This window comes from Sphingomonas sp. 320_CC (assembly GCF_059691795.1).
In genome coordinates, this window is record NZ_JCAWAE010000002.1 from 552580 (window position 1) to 568087 (window position 15508).

At 66.8% G+C, this 15508-nt stretch carries 15 protein-coding genes; 1 reads left to right on the plus strand and 14 read right to left on the minus strand.

What is annotated here, in order from left to right:
* Positions 1 to 23: 23 nt before the first annotated feature.
* The 9 genes from AC59GX_RS09495 to AC59GX_RS09535 all read right to left on the minus strand — a co-directional run bounded on the left by AC59GX_RS09495 (position 24) and on the right by AC59GX_RS09535 (position 7561).
* Complete coding sequence (locus AC59GX_RS09495; protein ID WP_426280055.1) at positions 24 to 383, minus strand: lysozyme inhibitor LprI family protein; 360 nt, start codon at positions 381 to 383, stop codon at positions 24 to 26.
* Positions 374 to 1495 (minus strand): biotin synthase BioB, encoded by a 1122-nt coding sequence (gene bioB / locus AC59GX_RS09500; RefSeq protein ID WP_497301593.1) that lies wholly within the window; start codon positions 1493 to 1495, stop codon positions 374 to 376. Before bioB ends, AC59GX_RS09495 begins: the two co-directional genes overlap by 10 nt.
* Positions 1492 to 3636, minus strand: coding sequence for a methylmalonyl-CoA mutase (gene scpA / locus AC59GX_RS09505; RefSeq protein WP_426280057.1), 2145 nt, complete (start codon positions 3634 to 3636; stop codon positions 1492 to 1494). Before scpA ends, bioB begins: the two co-directional genes overlap by 4 nt.
* Positions 3637 to 3757: 121 nt before the next feature.
* Complete coding sequence (locus AC59GX_RS09510) at positions 3758 to 4546, minus strand: enoyl-CoA hydratase-related protein (RefSeq protein ID WP_426280058.1); 789 nt, start codon at positions 4544 to 4546, stop codon at positions 3758 to 3760.
* Positions 4547 to 4553: 7 nt separating this feature from the next.
* Positions 4554 to 4979: a methylmalonyl-CoA epimerase gene (mce, locus tag AC59GX_RS09515; RefSeq protein ID WP_253071401.1), complete on the minus strand. Its 426-nt coding sequence runs from the start codon at positions 4977 to 4979 to the stop codon at positions 4554 to 4556.
* A complete protein-coding gene (locus tag AC59GX_RS09520) occupies positions 4976 to 5482 on the minus strand; it encodes a hypothetical protein (RefSeq protein WP_426280059.1) in 507 nt (168 codons plus the stop codon). Before AC59GX_RS09520 ends, mce begins: the two co-directional genes overlap by 4 nt.
* The gene (locus tag AC59GX_RS09525; RefSeq protein ID WP_056063944.1) at positions 5479 to 5694 is read right to left on the minus strand and encodes a hypothetical protein; all 216 of its coding nucleotides are present in this window, start codon (positions 5692 to 5694) and stop codon (positions 5479 to 5481) included. The genes AC59GX_RS09520 and AC59GX_RS09525 overlap by 4 nt, the downstream gene beginning before the upstream one ends.
* Positions 5691 to 5975 (minus strand): hypothetical protein, encoded by a 285-nt coding sequence (locus AC59GX_RS09530; protein ID WP_093400483.1) that lies wholly within the window; start codon positions 5973 to 5975, stop codon positions 5691 to 5693. Before AC59GX_RS09530 ends, AC59GX_RS09525 begins: the two co-directional genes overlap by 4 nt.
* A 59-nt stretch (positions 5976 to 6034) precedes the next feature.
* Entirely contained in the window at positions 6035 to 7561 is a 1527-nt protein-coding gene (locus AC59GX_RS09535; protein WP_497301595.1) for an acyl-CoA carboxylase subunit beta, read from the minus strand.
* Positions 7562 to 7661: 100 nt separating this feature from the next.
* Between AC59GX_RS09535 and AC59GX_RS09540 the strand changes: the two genes are divergently transcribed.
* Positions 7662 to 9056: a helix-turn-helix domain-containing protein gene (locus tag AC59GX_RS09540; protein WP_426280061.1), complete on the plus strand. Its 1395-nt coding sequence runs from the start codon at positions 7662 to 7664 to the stop codon at positions 9054 to 9056.
* Between the two features lie 130 nt (positions 9057 to 9186).
* On the opposite strand, the gene AC59GX_RS09545 is transcribed toward AC59GX_RS09540, so the two are convergent.
* The 5 genes from AC59GX_RS09545 to rpe all read right to left on the minus strand — a co-directional run bounded on the left by AC59GX_RS09545 (position 9187) and on the right by rpe (position 15355).
* Positions 9187 to 10551: an ammonium transporter gene (locus tag AC59GX_RS09545; RefSeq protein ID WP_426280062.1), complete on the minus strand. Its 1365-nt coding sequence runs from the start codon at positions 10549 to 10551 to the stop codon at positions 9187 to 9189.
* 11 nt (positions 10552 to 10562) lie between these two features.
* The gene (locus AC59GX_RS09550; protein ID WP_056053652.1) at positions 10563 to 10901 is read right to left on the minus strand and encodes a P-II family nitrogen regulator; all 339 of its coding nucleotides are present in this window, start codon (positions 10899 to 10901) and stop codon (positions 10563 to 10565) included.
* Positions 10902 to 11174: 273 nt separating this feature from the next.
* A complete protein-coding gene (purH, locus tag AC59GX_RS09555; protein ID WP_497301597.1) occupies positions 11175 to 12737 on the minus strand; it encodes a bifunctional phosphoribosylaminoimidazolecarboxamide formyltransferase/IMP cyclohydrolase in 1563 nt (520 codons plus the stop codon).
* Between the two features lie 228 nt (positions 12738 to 12965).
* Positions 12966 to 14702: a heparinase II/III family protein gene (locus AC59GX_RS09560; protein ID WP_426280064.1), complete on the minus strand. Its 1737-nt coding sequence runs from the start codon at positions 14700 to 14702 to the stop codon at positions 12966 to 12968.
* Positions 14699 to 15355, minus strand: a complete 657-nt coding sequence (gene rpe / locus AC59GX_RS09565; protein WP_426280065.1) for a ribulose-phosphate 3-epimerase — start codon at positions 15353 to 15355, stop codon at positions 14699 to 14701. Before rpe ends, AC59GX_RS09560 begins: the two co-directional genes overlap by 4 nt.
* Between the last annotated feature and the right edge of the window lie 153 nt (positions 15356 to 15508).

The window sequence follows — 15508 nt, forward strand, 5'->3', positions numbered from 1 at the left end:
GACGCGGTCCGGGTGCGGACTGGTTATTGGTACCAAATCATCGTCTTGAGTTGCTTCGTGCGGGCCTGCGTCAGGTCGGTCCTACACCCGGCAATTGTCATGCCCTGCGCCGAACCGCCCGCGTATTGCCCGCCTTCGATCACGCACTGCGTATCGCGGAACTTGAGCCACGCGCGCTGGCTCTCCAGCAGCGCCGCCGCATAGCCGAACCCGCCGCCGCGCGACCCGTCCTGCGCGTCGCGACCCTTCATGTAGGCGTAGGTCCGCTTCCACTGCGCAGTCATTGCTGCATCCGCCCGCGCGTAACTCGTGCCGGCGGACGCGTTCATCGTCGCCTGCGACTGCATCGGCGCGGCGGCCATCAAAAGTGCGATCAGCAGCATGTCTTGGCCTCTCTCATCGGCTCCGCGCCGACCATCGGTTTCATCCCCAGCTTCGCCAGCAGCGTCGCGTCGGCGCTGTCGCCGGCGTTACCGGTGGTCAGCAGCTTGTCGCCGGTGAAGATCGAGTTCGCGCCGGCCATGAAGCAGAGCGCCTGGGTAGCCTCCGACATGCTCTCGCGCCCGGCCGACAGCCGCACCATGCTGAGCGGCATCGTGATCCGCGCGACGGCGACCGTCCGGACGAACTCGATGTCGTCGATCTGCGCCATCGGCGTGCCGGCGAGCATGTCGCCGAGCGGCGTGCCCTTGACCGGGACCAGCGCGTTGACGGGCACGCTCTCGGGGTGGCGCGGCAGCGTGGCGAGCGCGTGGACGAAGCCGACGCGGTCGCTGCGCGTCTCGCCCATGCCGACGATCCCGCCGCAGCAGACCGAGATCCCGGCGTCACGGACGTTCGCCAGCGTATCGAGGCGATCGCCGAAGGTGCGCGTGGTGATGACGTTGCCGTAATTCTCGGGCGAGGTATCGATGTTGTGGTTGTAGTAATCGAGGCCGGCTTCGGCGAGCTGCTTGGCCTGGTCCGCGTCGAGCATGCCGAGCGTCATGCACGTCTCGAGCCCCATCGCGCGGACGCCCTCGACCATCGCGACGACCTTCGGCATGTCGCGCGGCTTCGGGTTGCGCCAGGCGGCACCCATGCAGAAACGCTGCGAGCCGGCGGCCTTGGCCTGCGCGGCGTCGGCGAGCACCGCGTCGACGTCCATCAGCTTTTCCGCCTTCAGGCCGGAGTCGGACGACGCGGACTGCGAGCAATAGCCGCAATCCTCGGGGCAGCCGCCGGTCTTGATCGACAGCAGCGTGCAGAGCTGGACTTCGCCGATCGCGTGATGCGCGCGGTGGACGGTCTGCGCGCGGAACATGAGTTCGTCGAACGGGAGGTCGAACAGCGCGGCGATTTCCGCGCGAGTCCAGTCGGTCCTAGACTCCCCTACCGCCTGCGGGAGGGGTCGGGGGAGGGTCTGTCCAGAAGCGGCGGCAGCAGTGTTCGCGGCACTGCCCTCCCCTAGCCCCTCCCGCAGGCGGGAGGGGGACATCAGCGTAGTGGTCGTCATTCGGCGGCTTCCTCTTGCGGGGCCATGTTGTGGCCGAGGAGTTTCAACACGTCCTCGGCGGCCTGGATCAGGTTGGTGCCGGGTCCAAAGATCGCCTGGACCCCGGCATCGCGCAGCGCCTGATAGTCCTGTGCGGGGATAACGCCACCCGCGATCACCTTGATATCCGCGCGGCCCGCCTCCCGGAGATAGCCGATCAGCTCGGGGATCAGCGTCTTGTGGCCGGCGGCGAGTGACGAGGCACCGACGATATCGACGTCGTTTTCGAGCGCGAGCGCGGCGGCTTCGGCGGGGGTCTGGAACAGCGGGCCGGGGACGATCTCGAAGCCGAGGTCGCCGAACATCGACGAGACTAGGTTGGCGCCGCGGTCGTGGCCGTCCTGGCCCATCTTGGCGACCAGCATGCGCGGCTTACGCCCCATCCGGCGTTCGGTGGCTTCGACGCCGTCGGTGAGGCGGGTCCAGCGTGCATCGTCTTCGTAAGCGCCGCCATAGATGCCGGAGACGGGGGTGGGCTGCGTGCCGTAGCGGCCGAACACGTCTTCCATCGCGGAGGAGATTTCGCCGAGCGTGGCGCGGGCGCGGGCGCACTCGACCGCAAGCGCGAGGAGGTTTTCGGAGCCCTTCGCGCCTTCCCGCAACGCATCGAGGGCAGCACGGCATGTCGCCTCATCCCGCGCGGCCTTCACCCGCTCGATGCGTTCGATTTGGCCCGCCCTCACTGCGACGTTGTCCACGTCGAGGATCTCGATCGCGTCCTGTTCGGCGAGCTTGTACTTGTTCACCCCGACGATGACGTCCTCGCCGCGATCGACGCGCGCCTGGCGGCCGGCGGCGGCTTCCTCGATCATCGCCTTGGGCCAGCCCGCCGCGACCGCCTTCGCCATGCCGCCCTCGGACTGGATCCGCTCGATCAGCGTCCAGGCGCCGTCGACCAGCGACTGCGTCAGGCTCTCGATATAATAGCTGCCGCCGAGCGGGTCGACGACCTTGGTCATCCCCGTCTCTTCCTGGATCACGATCTGCGTGTTGCGCGCGATCCGTGCCGAGAAGTCGGTCGGCAGCGCGATCGCCTCGTCGAGCGCGTTGGTGTGGAGCGACTGCGTACCCCCCAGCATCGCCGCCATCGCCTCGATCGTCGTGCGCATGACGTTGTTGTACGGGTCCTGCTCGGTGAGCGAGACGCCGCTGGTCTGGCAGTGCGTACGCAGCATCTTGGAGCGCTCGTCCTGCGCGCCCAATTGCGTCATCGCGCGGTGCCAGAGCACGCGGGCGGCGCGAAGCTTGGCGATCTCCATGAAGAAGTTCATGCCGATCGCGAAGAAGAACGACAGCCGCCCGGCGAACTTGTCGATGTCGAGCCCGGACGCGACGCCGTATTTCACATATTCCATGCCGTCGGCGATCGTGAAGGCGAGCTCGTGGAGCTGCGTCGCTCCCGCCTCCTGCATGTGATAGCCGCTGATCGAAATACTGTTGAACTTGGGCATCTCGCGGCTGGTGTAGCCGAAGATGTCCGAGATGATCCGCATGCTCGGCTCGGGCGGGTAGATGTAGGTGTTGCGGACCATGAACTCTTTGAGGATGTCGTTCTGGATAGTCCCGTCGAGCAGTTTGCGGTCGACGCCCTGCTCCTCGCCCGCGACGATGAAGAAGGCGAGGATCGGGATCACCGCGCCGTTCATCGTCATACTGACCGACATCTTGTCGAGCGGGATGCCGTCGAAGAGGATCTTCATGTCCTCGACCGAATCGATCGCAACGCCTGCCTTGCCGACGTCGCCGGTGACGCGGGGGTGGTCGGAATCATAGCCGCGGTGGGTGGCGAGATCGAATGCTACCGAGAGGCCTTTCTGGCCGGCGGCGAGGTTGCGGCGGTAGAAGGCGTTCGAGGCTTCGGCGGTGGAGAAGCCGGCGTATTGGCGGATCGTCCAGGGGCGACCGGCGTACATCGACGCGCGGACGCCGCGGGTGAAGGGCGCGAAACCTGGGAGGCCGGGGTCGGCGGTGACGTCGTCCGCGGTGTAGAGCGGCTTGACGTCGATGCCTTCGGGTGTCGGCCAGGTGAGGTCGGCGCCCTTTACTTCCTTGGCGGCGGCGGCCTGCCAGTCCGCGAGGGTGGGGTTCGGTTTGTCAGTCATGCGGAGAACACCACCCCGGCGAAGGCCGGGGCCCAATTGGAAAGGTTGCTGTAACGGAGAGTTGCACCGGCCTCCGCCGGGGTGGTGGTTAGAAATGCCGGGGTGGTGTTGGAGGCGGAGGTCATTTCCCGGTGAACACCGGCTTGCGCTTTTCCAGGAAAGCGCGGCCGCCCTCCATCGAGTCCGCAGACCCACGCGCGTCGCGCTGGTTCGCCGCTTCGGCCTGCATCGCGGTCGCGTAATCCGTCTCGTACGCAGCCGTAATCGCCCGGCGCATCAACCCCAGCGCGACCGTCGGCATCGCCGCCAGCCGCTCCGCCAGCGCGAACGCCTCGGCATCCAGCGCATCGTCCGCCACGACCTTATGCACCATTCCCCAGTCGAGCGCCTTGGCGGCCGGCACGCGCTCGCCGAGCATCATCATTTCCGTTGCCCGCGCGCGCCCGATCAAGCGAGGCAGCATCCACGACGCGCCGCCGTCCGGCACCAGCCCGATATTCACGAACGCCTGGAGAAAATACGCGTTCTCGCTCGCGACGCAGAAATCCGCAGCGAGCGCGAGGCTGCAGCCGATCCCTGCCGCAGGACCACGCACCGCGCTGACCACCGGCACCGACAGGTCGGCGAGCGCCGTCATCGTCGGATTGTAGCTGCCGGTCAGTGCCGCGAACGTCGCCTCGCCTGGATTGTCCGAACCAAGCGCCCCGCCGCCGACATCCGCGCCCGAGCAGAACGCGCGTCCCGCACCCGCAATCAGAACAGCGCGCGCACTGTTCAAGTCGCCCAACGCCGCGCGCAACTCCTCGAACATCGCCGGCGGTGCGGCGTTCAGCCGGTCGGGCCGGTTGAGCGTCAGCACCAGCACGTCGCCGCGCCGTTCGCTCAGGATATGCTCGTACGCGGCCATCATATCTCTCCTAGTGCGCGCCGGTATCGCCCGGCGTCTCCATCAACTCGACCAGCATGCCGCCAAAGTCCTTGGGGTGCACGAACACGATCGGCGTGCCATGCGCGCCGATCCGCGGCTCGCCCAGCACGGTCGCACCCTTCGCCTTCAGGTCGGCGACCGCGGCGGCGATATCGGCGACTTCGAAACAGACATGATGCTGACCACCGGCCGGGTTCTTGCGCAGGAAGCCGGCGATCGGCGAACTCTCGTCATACGGCTCGATCAGCTCGATCTGCGTGTTGGGCGCATCGATGAAGCACACCTTTACGCCCTGCGCAGGCAGGTCGAAGGGCTCGCCAATCGCGGTCGCACCGAGCAGCAGGCGATACGTCTCGACCGACTTCGCGATCGACGGCGTCGCAACTCCGACATGGTTGAGGCGGCCCAATGTCATTGCGCATCCTTCGGTGGCGGCGGCGGCGTGGGAACGACACCCAGCGTGTAACCGCACACGCCGAGCACCTGCCGGATCATCGCATCACTGGTCGGCGCGACGAAATTCGCCTGCACCGCGAAGTTCGCGCCGTTGGTGGTCTCGACCCGTACCGTCTTCGATTTTACCAGAAACGTCGTCAGCCTGGTGATCGCCTCGGGATCGGTGACGTAGGTCCCCGTGCCCGGAAACTGCCAGTTATAGGTGAACGCCGGCCCGCCATCGAAGCGCACCGCGACGGGTTTGTCCGCGCCTGACCCGAGCGGCTGCGGCTGGATGAACTGGATCGAGACGATAGGCTCGGCCGCGACATCGCACTTCACCACGAACCGCGACAGACCATCGTTGCCGGTGACCGACGCGGAGATGCTGCGCACACCCGCCTGATTGGTGCGATCCGCGAGCTTCCAGGTTGGTGCAGGTGCCGCCACGGCTGCGGCTTGAAGCAGAAGAAACGCAATCATTGCTCGATCCTCCGCTGCTGGGCCGCCGCCATTGCAGCGCCTTCGATCACCCCTTCCAAGCGAGACACCCGATCGCGCAGGTCACCATGCGCACCGGCAAGACCCGCGAGCCGCCCGCCAAGCTGAGCGACGTCTCGATCGAGACCATCGAGCTGATCCTTCAGCGTCAGGATCGTCTTGAAAACGCCAAATGCTTTCTCACCCGCACTCACGGTCTTTCGCCCGCCAACACCGCATCGACCACAGCGCAGGTGCGCGCGATATTCTCCCGCATCGACTGAATGGACATCTTCATGTCGTCGACAGCGGCCTCGATCTCCGGTGCGAGAAACGCCAATGCCGCTTCCTCGTCGTGCGACGCCGGTGCAGCAATGTACCGCGTTGTCGCTTCACGCACGACGCGGCCGACGGACATGCCGCTGTTCGCCGCGAACGCATCGAGCGCTGCCTTGTGATCGGGCGTAGTCAGAAACGTCACGCGTTCGGTCTGCATGTCACGACTCCTTCGCATGACATGATAATGTGCTTATCATCATGCAACAAGCCGCCGGATCACAACGGGATGTTGTCATGCTTCTTCCACGGATTTTCCAGCGCCTTGCCGCGGAGCTTCCGGAGACCCAGCGCGATGCGGCGGCGGGTCGAATGGGGCTGGATCACTTCGTCGATGAAGCCCTTGCTTGCCGCCACGAACGGATTGGCGAACCGCGCCTCGTATTCCGCGGTGCGTTCGGCGATCTCCTCCGGCGTCTTGCCGCGGAAGATGATCTCGACCGCGCCCTTCGCGCCCATCACTGCGATCTCGGCGGTCGGCCATGCATAGTTGAGATCGCCGCGCAGGTGCTTCGACGCCATCACGTCGTACGCGCCGCCATACGCCTTCCGCGTGATGACGGTGATCTTGGGCACGGTCGCCTCGGCATAGGCGAACAACAGTTTCGCGCCGTGCTTAATGATGCCGTTATGCTCCTGCGCGGTGCCGGGCAGGAAGCCGGGGACGTCGACGAAGGTCACGATCGGGATCTCGAACGCATCGCAGAAGCGCACGAACCGGGCGGCCTTCTTCGACGAATTGATGTCGAGCACGCCGGCCAGCACCATCGGCTGATTCGCGACGAAGCCGACCGTGCGGCCTTCGATCCGGCCGAAGCCGGTGATGATGTTGGCCGCATGTGCCGGCTGAGTCTCGAAGAAATCGCCTTCGTCGACGGTCTTTCGGATCAGCTCGTGCATGTCGTAGGGCTGGTTCGCCAACGCCGGGATCAGCGTGTCGAGGCTCTCCTCAAGTCTGTCCCATTCGTCCGCGGTAGAACGCTCGGGCACGCCCTCGCGATTGGATGCGGGCAGGAAGTCGAAGAAATCGCGCGCCGCAAGTAGCGCTTCGATGTCGTTCTCGAACGCGTTGTCGGCGACCGACGTCTTGGTGGTGTGCGTCACGGCGCCGCCGAGCGCTTCCTGCGTCACGACCTCGTTGGTCACCGTCTTGACCACGTCGGGGCCGGTGACGAACATATAGCTCGAATCCTTCACCATGAAGATGAAGTCGGTCATCGCGGGGGAATAGACCGCGCCACCCGCACAGGGTCCCATGATCAGCGAAAGCTGCGGCACGACACCGCTGGCCAGCACGTTGCGCTGGAACACCTCGGCATAGCCACCGAGCGAGGCGACGCCCTCCTGGATGCGCGCGCCGCCGCTGTCGTTGAGGCCGATGACCGGCGCGCCGACCTTCATCGCGCTGTCCATCACCTTGCAGATCTTCTGCGCGTGACGCTCGCTGAGCGACCCGCCGAACACGGTGAAATCCTGGCTGAAGACGAAGACGAGGCGGCCGTTGATCGTGCCCGAGCCGGTGACCACGCCGTCGCCGGGGATCACCTGGTCCTGCATGCCGAAATCGACGCAGTTATGCTCGACATACATGTCGAGCTCCTCGAACGACCCCTCGTCCAGCAGCACGTCAAGGCGCTCCCTCGCGGTAAGCTTTCCCTTGGCGTGCTGCGCTGCGATCCGCTTGAGGCCCCCGCCGACTCTGGCGGCTTCGCGGCGGCGTTCAAGCTCTTCGATCGTGGATGACATCGTCTCTCCGTCCTGCTGACTGCCTTCACAGAGCGGGATGCGATGCGCAAATGCAATGTTGCAAACTTGTCCGAGGCATGTTTGCAAACTAGGCGGGGATATGACTTTGCCCGCGCGTCGCCTCTTCGTCGGACACCGCCTGCGCGACCTGCGCCGGGTGCTCGGGATCAGCCAGGCCGCGATGGCCGTGCGGATCGGGTTGTCGGTGAGCTACCTCTCGCAGATCGAGAATGGCGACCGGCCGGTGACCGAGGGCGTGCTGATCACGCTGGCGCGCGAGTTTCCGGCGGATTGGGGGAGCATCGACGCGGCGGACGATACTGCGCTGCTGATCGCGACGCTGGAGGCGGTGTCGGACACGAGCGTCGAGGCGCCCGCGCTCGACGAGACCGCGGTGCGGCGTGCGGTGAAGCACCAGCCGCTGTTGGCGCAGCGGTTGGTTGCAATGCACGACGCGTATCGGCGGGCGCAGGAGCAGTTGCGCGCGCTCGACGACCGGTTGGTGGCGGGATCGGGGGCGCCTGGGTTGTTGCCGTGGGAGGACGTGCGCGACTGGTTTCACGCGGCGGGCAATTATGTCGATGCGCTCGATCGGCGGGCGGAGGAGATCGGCGAGACGCTGGGGGCGGACCGGATCGCTGCGCTGGAGGCTCGGCTCGCGGCGCGCGGCGTATCGGTCGCGATTTCGGGCGGGCTCGCTGCACCTTTGCGCGACTATGACGGCGCAACGTTGCGGCTCGATGGATCTCAGCCCGGTGAGACGACCTTGTTCTCGCTCGCGCACCAAGTCGCGCGGCACGAGTTCGGCGACGTCATCGGCGGGATCGTCGCGGCGTCGGAAATGGCGTCGGAGACGGCGCGCGCGTTGCTGACGGCGGGGCTGACCAACTACGCGGCGGGGGCAATCGTCATGCCCTATACCCGCTTCCGGACGGAGGCACGGAGCGTCCGCCACGATATCGACCGGCTGCGGCGGATTTTCGGGACGAGTTTCGAGCAGACCTGCCACCGGCTCTCGACGTTGCAGCGACCGGGCGCGCTGGGCATCCCGTTCTTCTTCTGCCGCGTCGACATGGCGGGGAACATCACCAAGCGGCACTCGGCCACGCGCCTGCAGTTCGCGCGGTTCGGGGGGGCGTGTCCGCTGTGGATCGTCCACGAGGCGGTGGCGATCCCCGACCGAATCCTGACGCAACTAATCGAGACGACCGACGGCATCCGCTACGTCTCGATGGCGAAAGGGCTGGTGAAACCGTCCGAGACGTACACGCGACCGGCGCGGCGCTACGCGGTGGCGCTGGGGTGCGAGGAGGCGAACGCGTCGGAGTTCATCTATGCGGATGCGCTGGGGACCGGAGGCATCGCTACGCCGATCGGGTCGTCGTGCCGCATCTGCCTGCGCACCGACTGCGACCAGCGCGCGTTTCCGCCGGCCGCCAGCGAGATACGCGTCGACCCCGACCGCCGCGGCGCCGTGCCGTACGAAGTGGTTTAGCCCACCCCTCCAAACTCGATCGAAGTACCACTTCGTTCGACATAAAAAAGGCCCGGTGTGTTTCCACACCGGGCTAAGGTTGTCCGCAGGAGGAACGTCGTGGGTGCGGGCTCGACTGGCCCGCTACCGATTAGTTGTAAGCGCGCTCGCCATGTTCGCCGATATCGAGACCCTCGTGCTCGACTTCCGGCGATACCCGCAGACCGGTGACGGCCTTGGCGACGTAGATCGCGATCGTGGTGCCGATCGTGGCCCAGATGATCGTCACGATCACCGCCTGGAGCTGCACGAAGAGCTTGGCGCCCATCGCATAGTCCGCAGCACCGGGCCCGCCGAGCGACGGGGCATAGACCACCGCGGTGCCGATCGCGCCGATCATGCCACCGATGCCGTGGATCCCGAAGGCATCGAGCGAGTCGTCGTACCCGAGCATCGGCTTGAGCTTCGACACTGCCATGAAGCAGACGAGCGAGGCGATCGCACCGAGGACGATGGCGCCGAACGGGCCGGAGTTGCCTGCGGCCGGCGTGACGGCGACAAGGCCAGCGACGATGCCCGAGCAGAAGCCGAGTGCGGAACCCTTGTGACCCGAGAGCTTCTCGGCAAGCATCCAGAACAGCGCAGCCGATGCCGTGGCGACGAAGGTGTTCAGCATCGCAAGCGCGGCAGACCCGTTCGCCTCGAGCGCGGAACCGGCGTTGAAGCCGAACCAGCCGACCCAGAGCAGCCCGGTGCCGATGCCGGTCATGACCAGCGAGTGCGGTGCCATCGGCTCCTTCGGATAGCCGATACGCTTGCCGAGGATCAGGGCTGCGACCAGTGCCGAGACGCCGGCGTTGATGTGGACCACGGTGCCGCCGGCGAAATCGAGCGCGCCTGCCTTGAAGAAATAGCCGCTCGATGCCCACACCATGTGCGCGATCGGGAAATAGACGATCGTCAGCCAGACCAGGCCGAACACCATCACCGCCGAGAACTTCATGCGCTCGACGACCGAGCCCAGGACCAGCGCGATGGTGATCGCGGCGAAGGTCATCTGGAAGCAGATGAAGACATATTCGGGGATCTCGACGCCAGCCGTGAAGGTCGCGGCCTGCGAAGCCGGCGTGACACCCTTCAGGAACGCCTTGTCGAAGCTGCCGATGAAGTTGCTGAGCAGCGGGTTGGTCACGTCGGGACCGAACGCCAGCGTGTAGCCCCACATCACCCAGATGAGCATCGCGAGCGCCGCGACGGCACCGATCTGAGTCATGGTCGACAACATGTTCTTCGACCGCGTGAGGCCGCCATAGAACAGCGCGAGGCCGGGCAGGATCATCATCAGGACGAGGATCGTCGAGGTCATCATCCAGGCGGTGTCGCCCTTGTTCACGGTCGCGACGACAGGCGCGACCACCGGTGCGGCTGCGGCCTGTGCCCAGGCGGGTGCGGCGGCGATCATCGTCGCGCCGAACCCTAGAGCCGCGACGGCGACCTTCTTCAAATCATGCTTCATCTCGTCCCCCCTCAGAGCGCTGAATCGTCGGTTTCGCCGGTGCGGATCCGCACTGCCTGGCCGACGTCGAGCACGAAGATCTTGCCGTCGCCGATCGCACCGGTGTTCGCCGATGCCTGGATCGCCTCGACCACGCGGTCGGACAGGCTGGCGGCGCAGACCACCTCGATCTTGATCTTCGGCACCATGTTGGTGCTGTACTCGGCCCCGCGATAGATCTCGGTCTGGCCCTTCTGACGGCCGAATCCCTTGACCTCGGTGACCGTCATGCCCGCCACGCCGATCGTGGTGAGCGCTTCGCGCACCTCGTCGAGCTTGAACGGCTTGATGATGGCAATGACGAGTTTCATCGCGCCCCTTCCCCTTGTTACGGCAGGTGCCTCGCAATGTGCGTGCCAGTTGCGGTGTGGAGGGGTGGTGTGTGCTCGCGGGCGGAGCAGCGGGGGTTTTGGGGTTAAAACTTGTGCAACGCGGTGTGGGTGCCTCTTTTATGGGCAACCTCACCGCACACGCTGTTCTCCCGCGAAGGCGGGAGCCCAGGGTTACGAACGATGCCGTTTGTGGTCCTGGGCCCCCGCTTTCGCGGGGGAACAGTTAGCGCAAGCGATCCGAGCGCGTCGAACTCAGTGCCGGAAGTGACGCATGCCGGTGAAGACCATCGCGAGGCCGGCTTCGTCCGCTGCGGCGATGACGTCGGCGTCGCGGATCGAGCCGCCCGGCTGGATCACTGCCGTCGCGCCGGCCTCGACCGCTGCCAGCAACCCGTCGGCGAAGGGGAAGAACGCGTCGGAGGCGACCGCCGAGCCGATCGTGCGCGGGGTCGACCACCCGGCCTTTTCCGCCGCGTCCTTTGCCTTCCACGCGGCGATGCGCGCGGATTCGAGGCGGTTCATCTGGCCGGCGCCGATCCCCGCGGTGCTACCGTCCTTGGCATAGACGATCGCGTTGGACTTGGTGTGCTTGGCGACGGTCCAGGCGAAGCGGCAGTCGAGGAGTTCCTGCTCGGTCGGCTGGCGCTTGGTGACGACTTTCAACTCGCCGGGCGTGCCGTTGTCGCGGCCCTGGACGAGCCAGCCGCCAGCGATCGACTTCGCCGTCAAGCCGAGCCGCGCGGGATCGGGGAGGTCGCCGGTGAGCAGCAGGCGGAGGTTCTTCTTGGCGGCGAACAGCGCGATCGCCTCCTCGTCGGCGTCGGGGGCGACGACGACTTCGGTGAAGATGCCGGTTATCTGGCGCGCGGTTTCGGCGTCGAGCGTGCGGTTGACGGCGATGATGCCGCCGAATGCCGACACCGTGTCGCAGGCGAATGCCGCGGCATAGGCTTCGGCGAGGGTGGCGCCGGTGGCGACGCCGCACGGGTTGGCGTGCTTGACGATCACGACGGAGGGCTCGGCGTCGCGGAACTCGGCGATGAGTTCGAGTGCGGCGTCGGCGTCGTTGAGATTGTTGTAGCTGAGCGCCTTGCCCTGGAGCTGGCGGGCCTGGCCGATACCGCGGACGGTGCCGGTTGCGGTGTAAAAGGCGGCGGACTGGTGCGGGTTCTCGCCGTAGCGGAGCGTGTCGCCGCGCTTGAGCGTGATCGGCAGGGTGGCGGGGAATTCCTCGGCCTGATCTACCGTGCCGAACCAGGTCGCGATTGCCGAATCATAGGCGGCGGTGGTGGCGAAGGCCTTGGCCGCGAGCTTCTTGCGGTCGTCGAGTGTCGTCGTGCCGCCGGAGACGAGCGCATAGTCGGCGGGGTCGGTGACGATCGCGACATAGGCGTGGTTCTTGGCCGCCGAGCGCACCATGCTGGGGCCGCCGATGTCGATGTTCTCGATCACGGTGTCGCGGTCGGCGCCCTTCGCGACGGTCGCCTCGAACGGGTAGAGGTTGACGATCACGAGGTCGATCGCGCCGATCTTGTGCTCGGCCATCGAGGCGGCGTGGCCGGCGTCGTCGCGGACCGCGAGCAGCCCGCCGTGGACCATCGGGTGAAGCGTCTTGACGCGGCCGTCCATCATTTCGGGGAAGCCGGTGAGTTCGCTGACGTCGCGGACGTCCAGCCCGGCAGCGCGGAGGGCGGTGGCGGTGCCGCCGGTGGAGACGAGTTCGACGCCGTGGCTCGCCAGCGCCTTGCCGAGATCGACGATCCCGGTCTTGTCGGAGACGGACAGGAGCGCGCGCTTGATCGGGATGCTGGTCATGAGGGTCTTTCGTCGGGGGTCGCCGTGCGGCGGTGCCTTAGCGTTGGTTGCCGTCGGGGAACAGGGCTCCTCTGCTCTGTCGAGCCGCTCAACAAAGGTAGCACCTCCCCGGCGGAGGCCGGGGTCCAAGTGGAAAGGTGGCAATAACGGAGTGCCGTCCCCGGTTAGCGACGTTTCCCAATTGGGCCCCGGCCTTCGCCGGGGGGGCGCTTTAATCGAGTGTGGCTGTCAGGCCTTTTTCAGCGCCCAGCTTACGCTCGCGCCGCCGGCTGCCGCTTCGCCGGTGATCATCAGTTGTTGCGTCGCGACCGGGCGGCCGTCGGCGTCGATCCAGACGCTGTCCTCGACCACCAGCGCACCGCCGCGGCAGCGGAATTGCCACAAGGGCCCACCGGGGAGGCGGAGGATCGCGCCCAGGCCATCCGCGGTAGGGGAGACTTGCACGCCCTCCCCCAGGTGGAAACGGATCGCGAACAGCGACAATCCGGCGCGGCGCTTGCGACCCTGCGGCAACAGCGCGTCCTCGCCGCGGAGTTCGCGGCCGTCGCCGGTGAGCATCAGCTGGCGGCGGTGGAGGAAGCCCCAGCGGCGGACATAGCCGTCGTGGCTCGCCTCGATCCGGCTGGCGGCGTCCGATTCCTGGCGGCTGAGCTCGACTTCGCCGACGCCGCGGCCGAGCGTGCCGTCGGTGAGGATCGCGGTCGAATTGCTGTCGGCGATCGTCAGCGTCGAATGCGCCGCGGTCGAGCGCAGGCCTTCGACCATCGCGGGGGGGAGTTGGGCGATGCCCGCACGGGCGCCGCCGCAATTGACGACGATCCGCGCAGGGCCGTCGGAGAATTCGAACGCCAGCGTCGAGGCGCAGCCGCCTTCGACTAGGCGGGCAATCGGCGGCGGGGCAGCGTCGACGATCAGCACCGCGGTGCCGGCGGCGAGGCGTTGATAGCCCCAGTCGCGCGCCTGGCGGAGGGGACGCGTGCGGACACCGCTGGCTTCGACGACCGCTGCGACCTGCGTTTCGCTGGCGGGGCCACCACCCTGCCAGCTCGACAGGCCGCGATCGGCGTGCGCGACGCCAAGCAGCGCCGCGACCATCCGGGTCAGCGTAACCGCCACCATCTCGGGCAGTTCGGTGCCACGCGCGGCGTAGCTTTCCTGAAGCAGCGTCAGCAACTGGATCGAATCGAGCAGCATCGCCGGACTGCGCGAGACCGAGCCCCCATCGTCGAACAGGCCGGTGCCGAGTGCGCGGAGCAGGCCGGCTTCACCGAACGCCTGGCGCGGTTCTCCGCCGGGGATTAGCAGCCCGGCCGCGACGACTCCGCACCACGCGGCGATGCGCGGGGCACCCGCCGGGGCCTTGTCGGCGTTGCGATCAAGGTGGAGCGCGCCTTTTGCGAGCGCGTTGAGCACCTTCGAGCGATAGATCTGGTCGGAGGAAGACAGGATCAGCGGCGCGTGCGCGGTCCAGGCGAGGATGCGGCGGCCCCACATGTCGGGGCGCCATGCGATCCCGCCCTGGGTGTCGGCGTACGCGGTCAGCCAGAGCCCCATGAGGTATTCGGCGATCGGGGCGCCCCGCGCGCGGGTCGCGACGGTCGAAAGGTCGCGTAGCCATGCGAAACTGTGGAGATATTCGGCAAAGGGCTTTGGGAGCGGTTTCGTAAGATCGAGCGTCTCGATGTCGCGCGCTTCACCGCGGAACGAGAGGACGCCCTCCAGCAGCATCGTGCCGCGGGGGATGTCACCGAGAATGGGGTCGTCGGGGACCGCGATCAGCTTCAGCGGATACCGCCCCTTGAGGCGGAGCGTGTGGAGCGGGGTGCGCCACGTCAGGCGGTGGAAGCGCTCGGCCAGCCGATCAGCGAGCGACAGCCCCTTGTCGCCGCCGAGACGGATCAGGCGGCGGCCTTCGTCGATCCCGTCCGGCGCGGGATCGGTTACAGGATCACGCGGTTCGTTCACCCCCGCAACGCGGCGATGTTGGCGGCGTAGTGGTCGGGGCCGCCGCGGAAGACCGAGGTGCCCGCGACCAATGCGTCGGCGCCGGCTTCGATGCAGCGCTTGGCCCATTCGGCATCGACGCCGCCATCGACTTCGAGATCTATCGCGCGGCCGCTCTTTTCGATCATCGTGCGGATCGCGCTGATCTTCTTGAGCTGGCTCGGGATGAAGCTCTGGCCGCCAAAGCCCGGGTTGACGCTCATCACGAGGACGAGGTCGACCATGTCCATGAGGTAGTCGAGCATCTTTGCGGGGGTGCCGGGGCAGATCACGACGCCTGCGCGCTTGCCGAGGCCCTTGATGTGCTGGAGCGAGCGGTGGATGTGCGGCCCGGCCTCGTAATGCACGGTGATGCAGTCGGCGCCGGCCTCCGCGAACGCGTCGAGATAGGCGTCGACGGGCGAGATCATCAGGTGGACGTCGAACGGCTTGGTCGTGACGCCGCGGACCGACTTCATGACCGCGGGGCCGAACGAGATGTTGGGGACGAAATGACCGTCCATCACGTCGATGTGGATCCAGTCGGCGCCGGCTGCGTCGATGGCGCGGACTTCCTCGCCGAGCTTGGCGAAGTCGGCGGAGAGGATCGAGGGGGCGATGCGGACGGGTTGCATGAGATTGTCCTAGCGCGGGATTCGCGTGGTGCGAAGGCCTTGGTTTTCGCCCCTCCCTGGAAGGGAGGGGTTGGGGGTGGGTCGGGTTCCGCATGTTCCTGCGGTTGCGGCCCGAGCCGGCCTACCCACCCCCGGCCCCTCCCTTTCAGGGAG

What these genes read in the sequence shown, in the direction of transcription:
- AC59GX_RS09495 (WP_426280055.1), bottom strand. Translation starts at nt 383, where the DNA reads ATGCTGCTGATCGCACTTTTGATGGCCGCCGCGCCGATGCAGTCGCAG.
- bioB (WP_497301593.1), bottom strand. Translation starts at nt 1,495, where the DNA reads ATGACGACCACTACGCTGATGTCCCCCTCCCGCCTGCGGGAGGGGCTA.
- scpA (WP_426280057.1), bottom strand. Translation starts at nt 3,636, where the DNA reads ATGACTGACAAACCGAACCCCACCCTCGCGGACTGGCAGGCCGCCGCC.
- AC59GX_RS09510 (WP_426280058.1), bottom strand. Translation starts at nt 4,546, where the DNA reads ATGATGGCCGCGTACGAGCATATCCTGAGCGAACGGCGCGGCGACGTG.
- mce (WP_253071401.1), bottom strand. Translation starts at nt 4,979, where the DNA reads ATGACATTGGGCCGCCTCAACCATGTCGGAGTTGCGACGCCGTCGATC.
- AC59GX_RS09520 (WP_426280059.1), bottom strand. Translation starts at nt 5,482, where the DNA reads ATGATTGCGTTTCTTCTGCTTCAAGCCGCAGCCGTGGCGGCACCTGCA.
- AC59GX_RS09530 (WP_093400483.1), bottom strand. Translation starts at nt 5,975, where the DNA reads ATGCAGACCGAACGCGTGACGTTTCTGACTACGCCCGATCACAAGGCA.
- AC59GX_RS09535 (WP_497301595.1), bottom strand. Translation starts at nt 7,561, where the DNA reads ATGTCATCCACGATCGAAGAGCTTGAACGCCGCCGCGAAGCCGCCAGA.
- AC59GX_RS09540 (WP_426280061.1), top strand. Translation starts at nt 7,662, where the DNA reads ATGACTTTGCCCGCGCGTCGCCTCTTCGTCGGACACCGCCTGCGCGAC.
- AC59GX_RS09545 (WP_426280062.1), bottom strand. Translation starts at nt 10,551, where the DNA reads ATGAAGCATGATTTGAAGAAGGTCGCCGTCGCGGCTCTAGGGTTCGGC.
- AC59GX_RS09550 (WP_056053652.1), bottom strand. Translation starts at nt 10,901, where the DNA reads ATGAAACTCGTCATTGCCATCATCAAGCCGTTCAAGCTCGACGAGGTG.
- purH (WP_497301597.1), bottom strand. Translation starts at nt 12,737, where the DNA reads ATGACCAGCATCCCGATCAAGCGCGCGCTCCTGTCCGTCTCCGACAAG.
- rpe (WP_426280065.1), bottom strand. Translation starts at nt 15,355, where the DNA reads ATGCAACCCGTCCGCATCGCCCCCTCGATCCTCTCCGCCGACTTCGCC.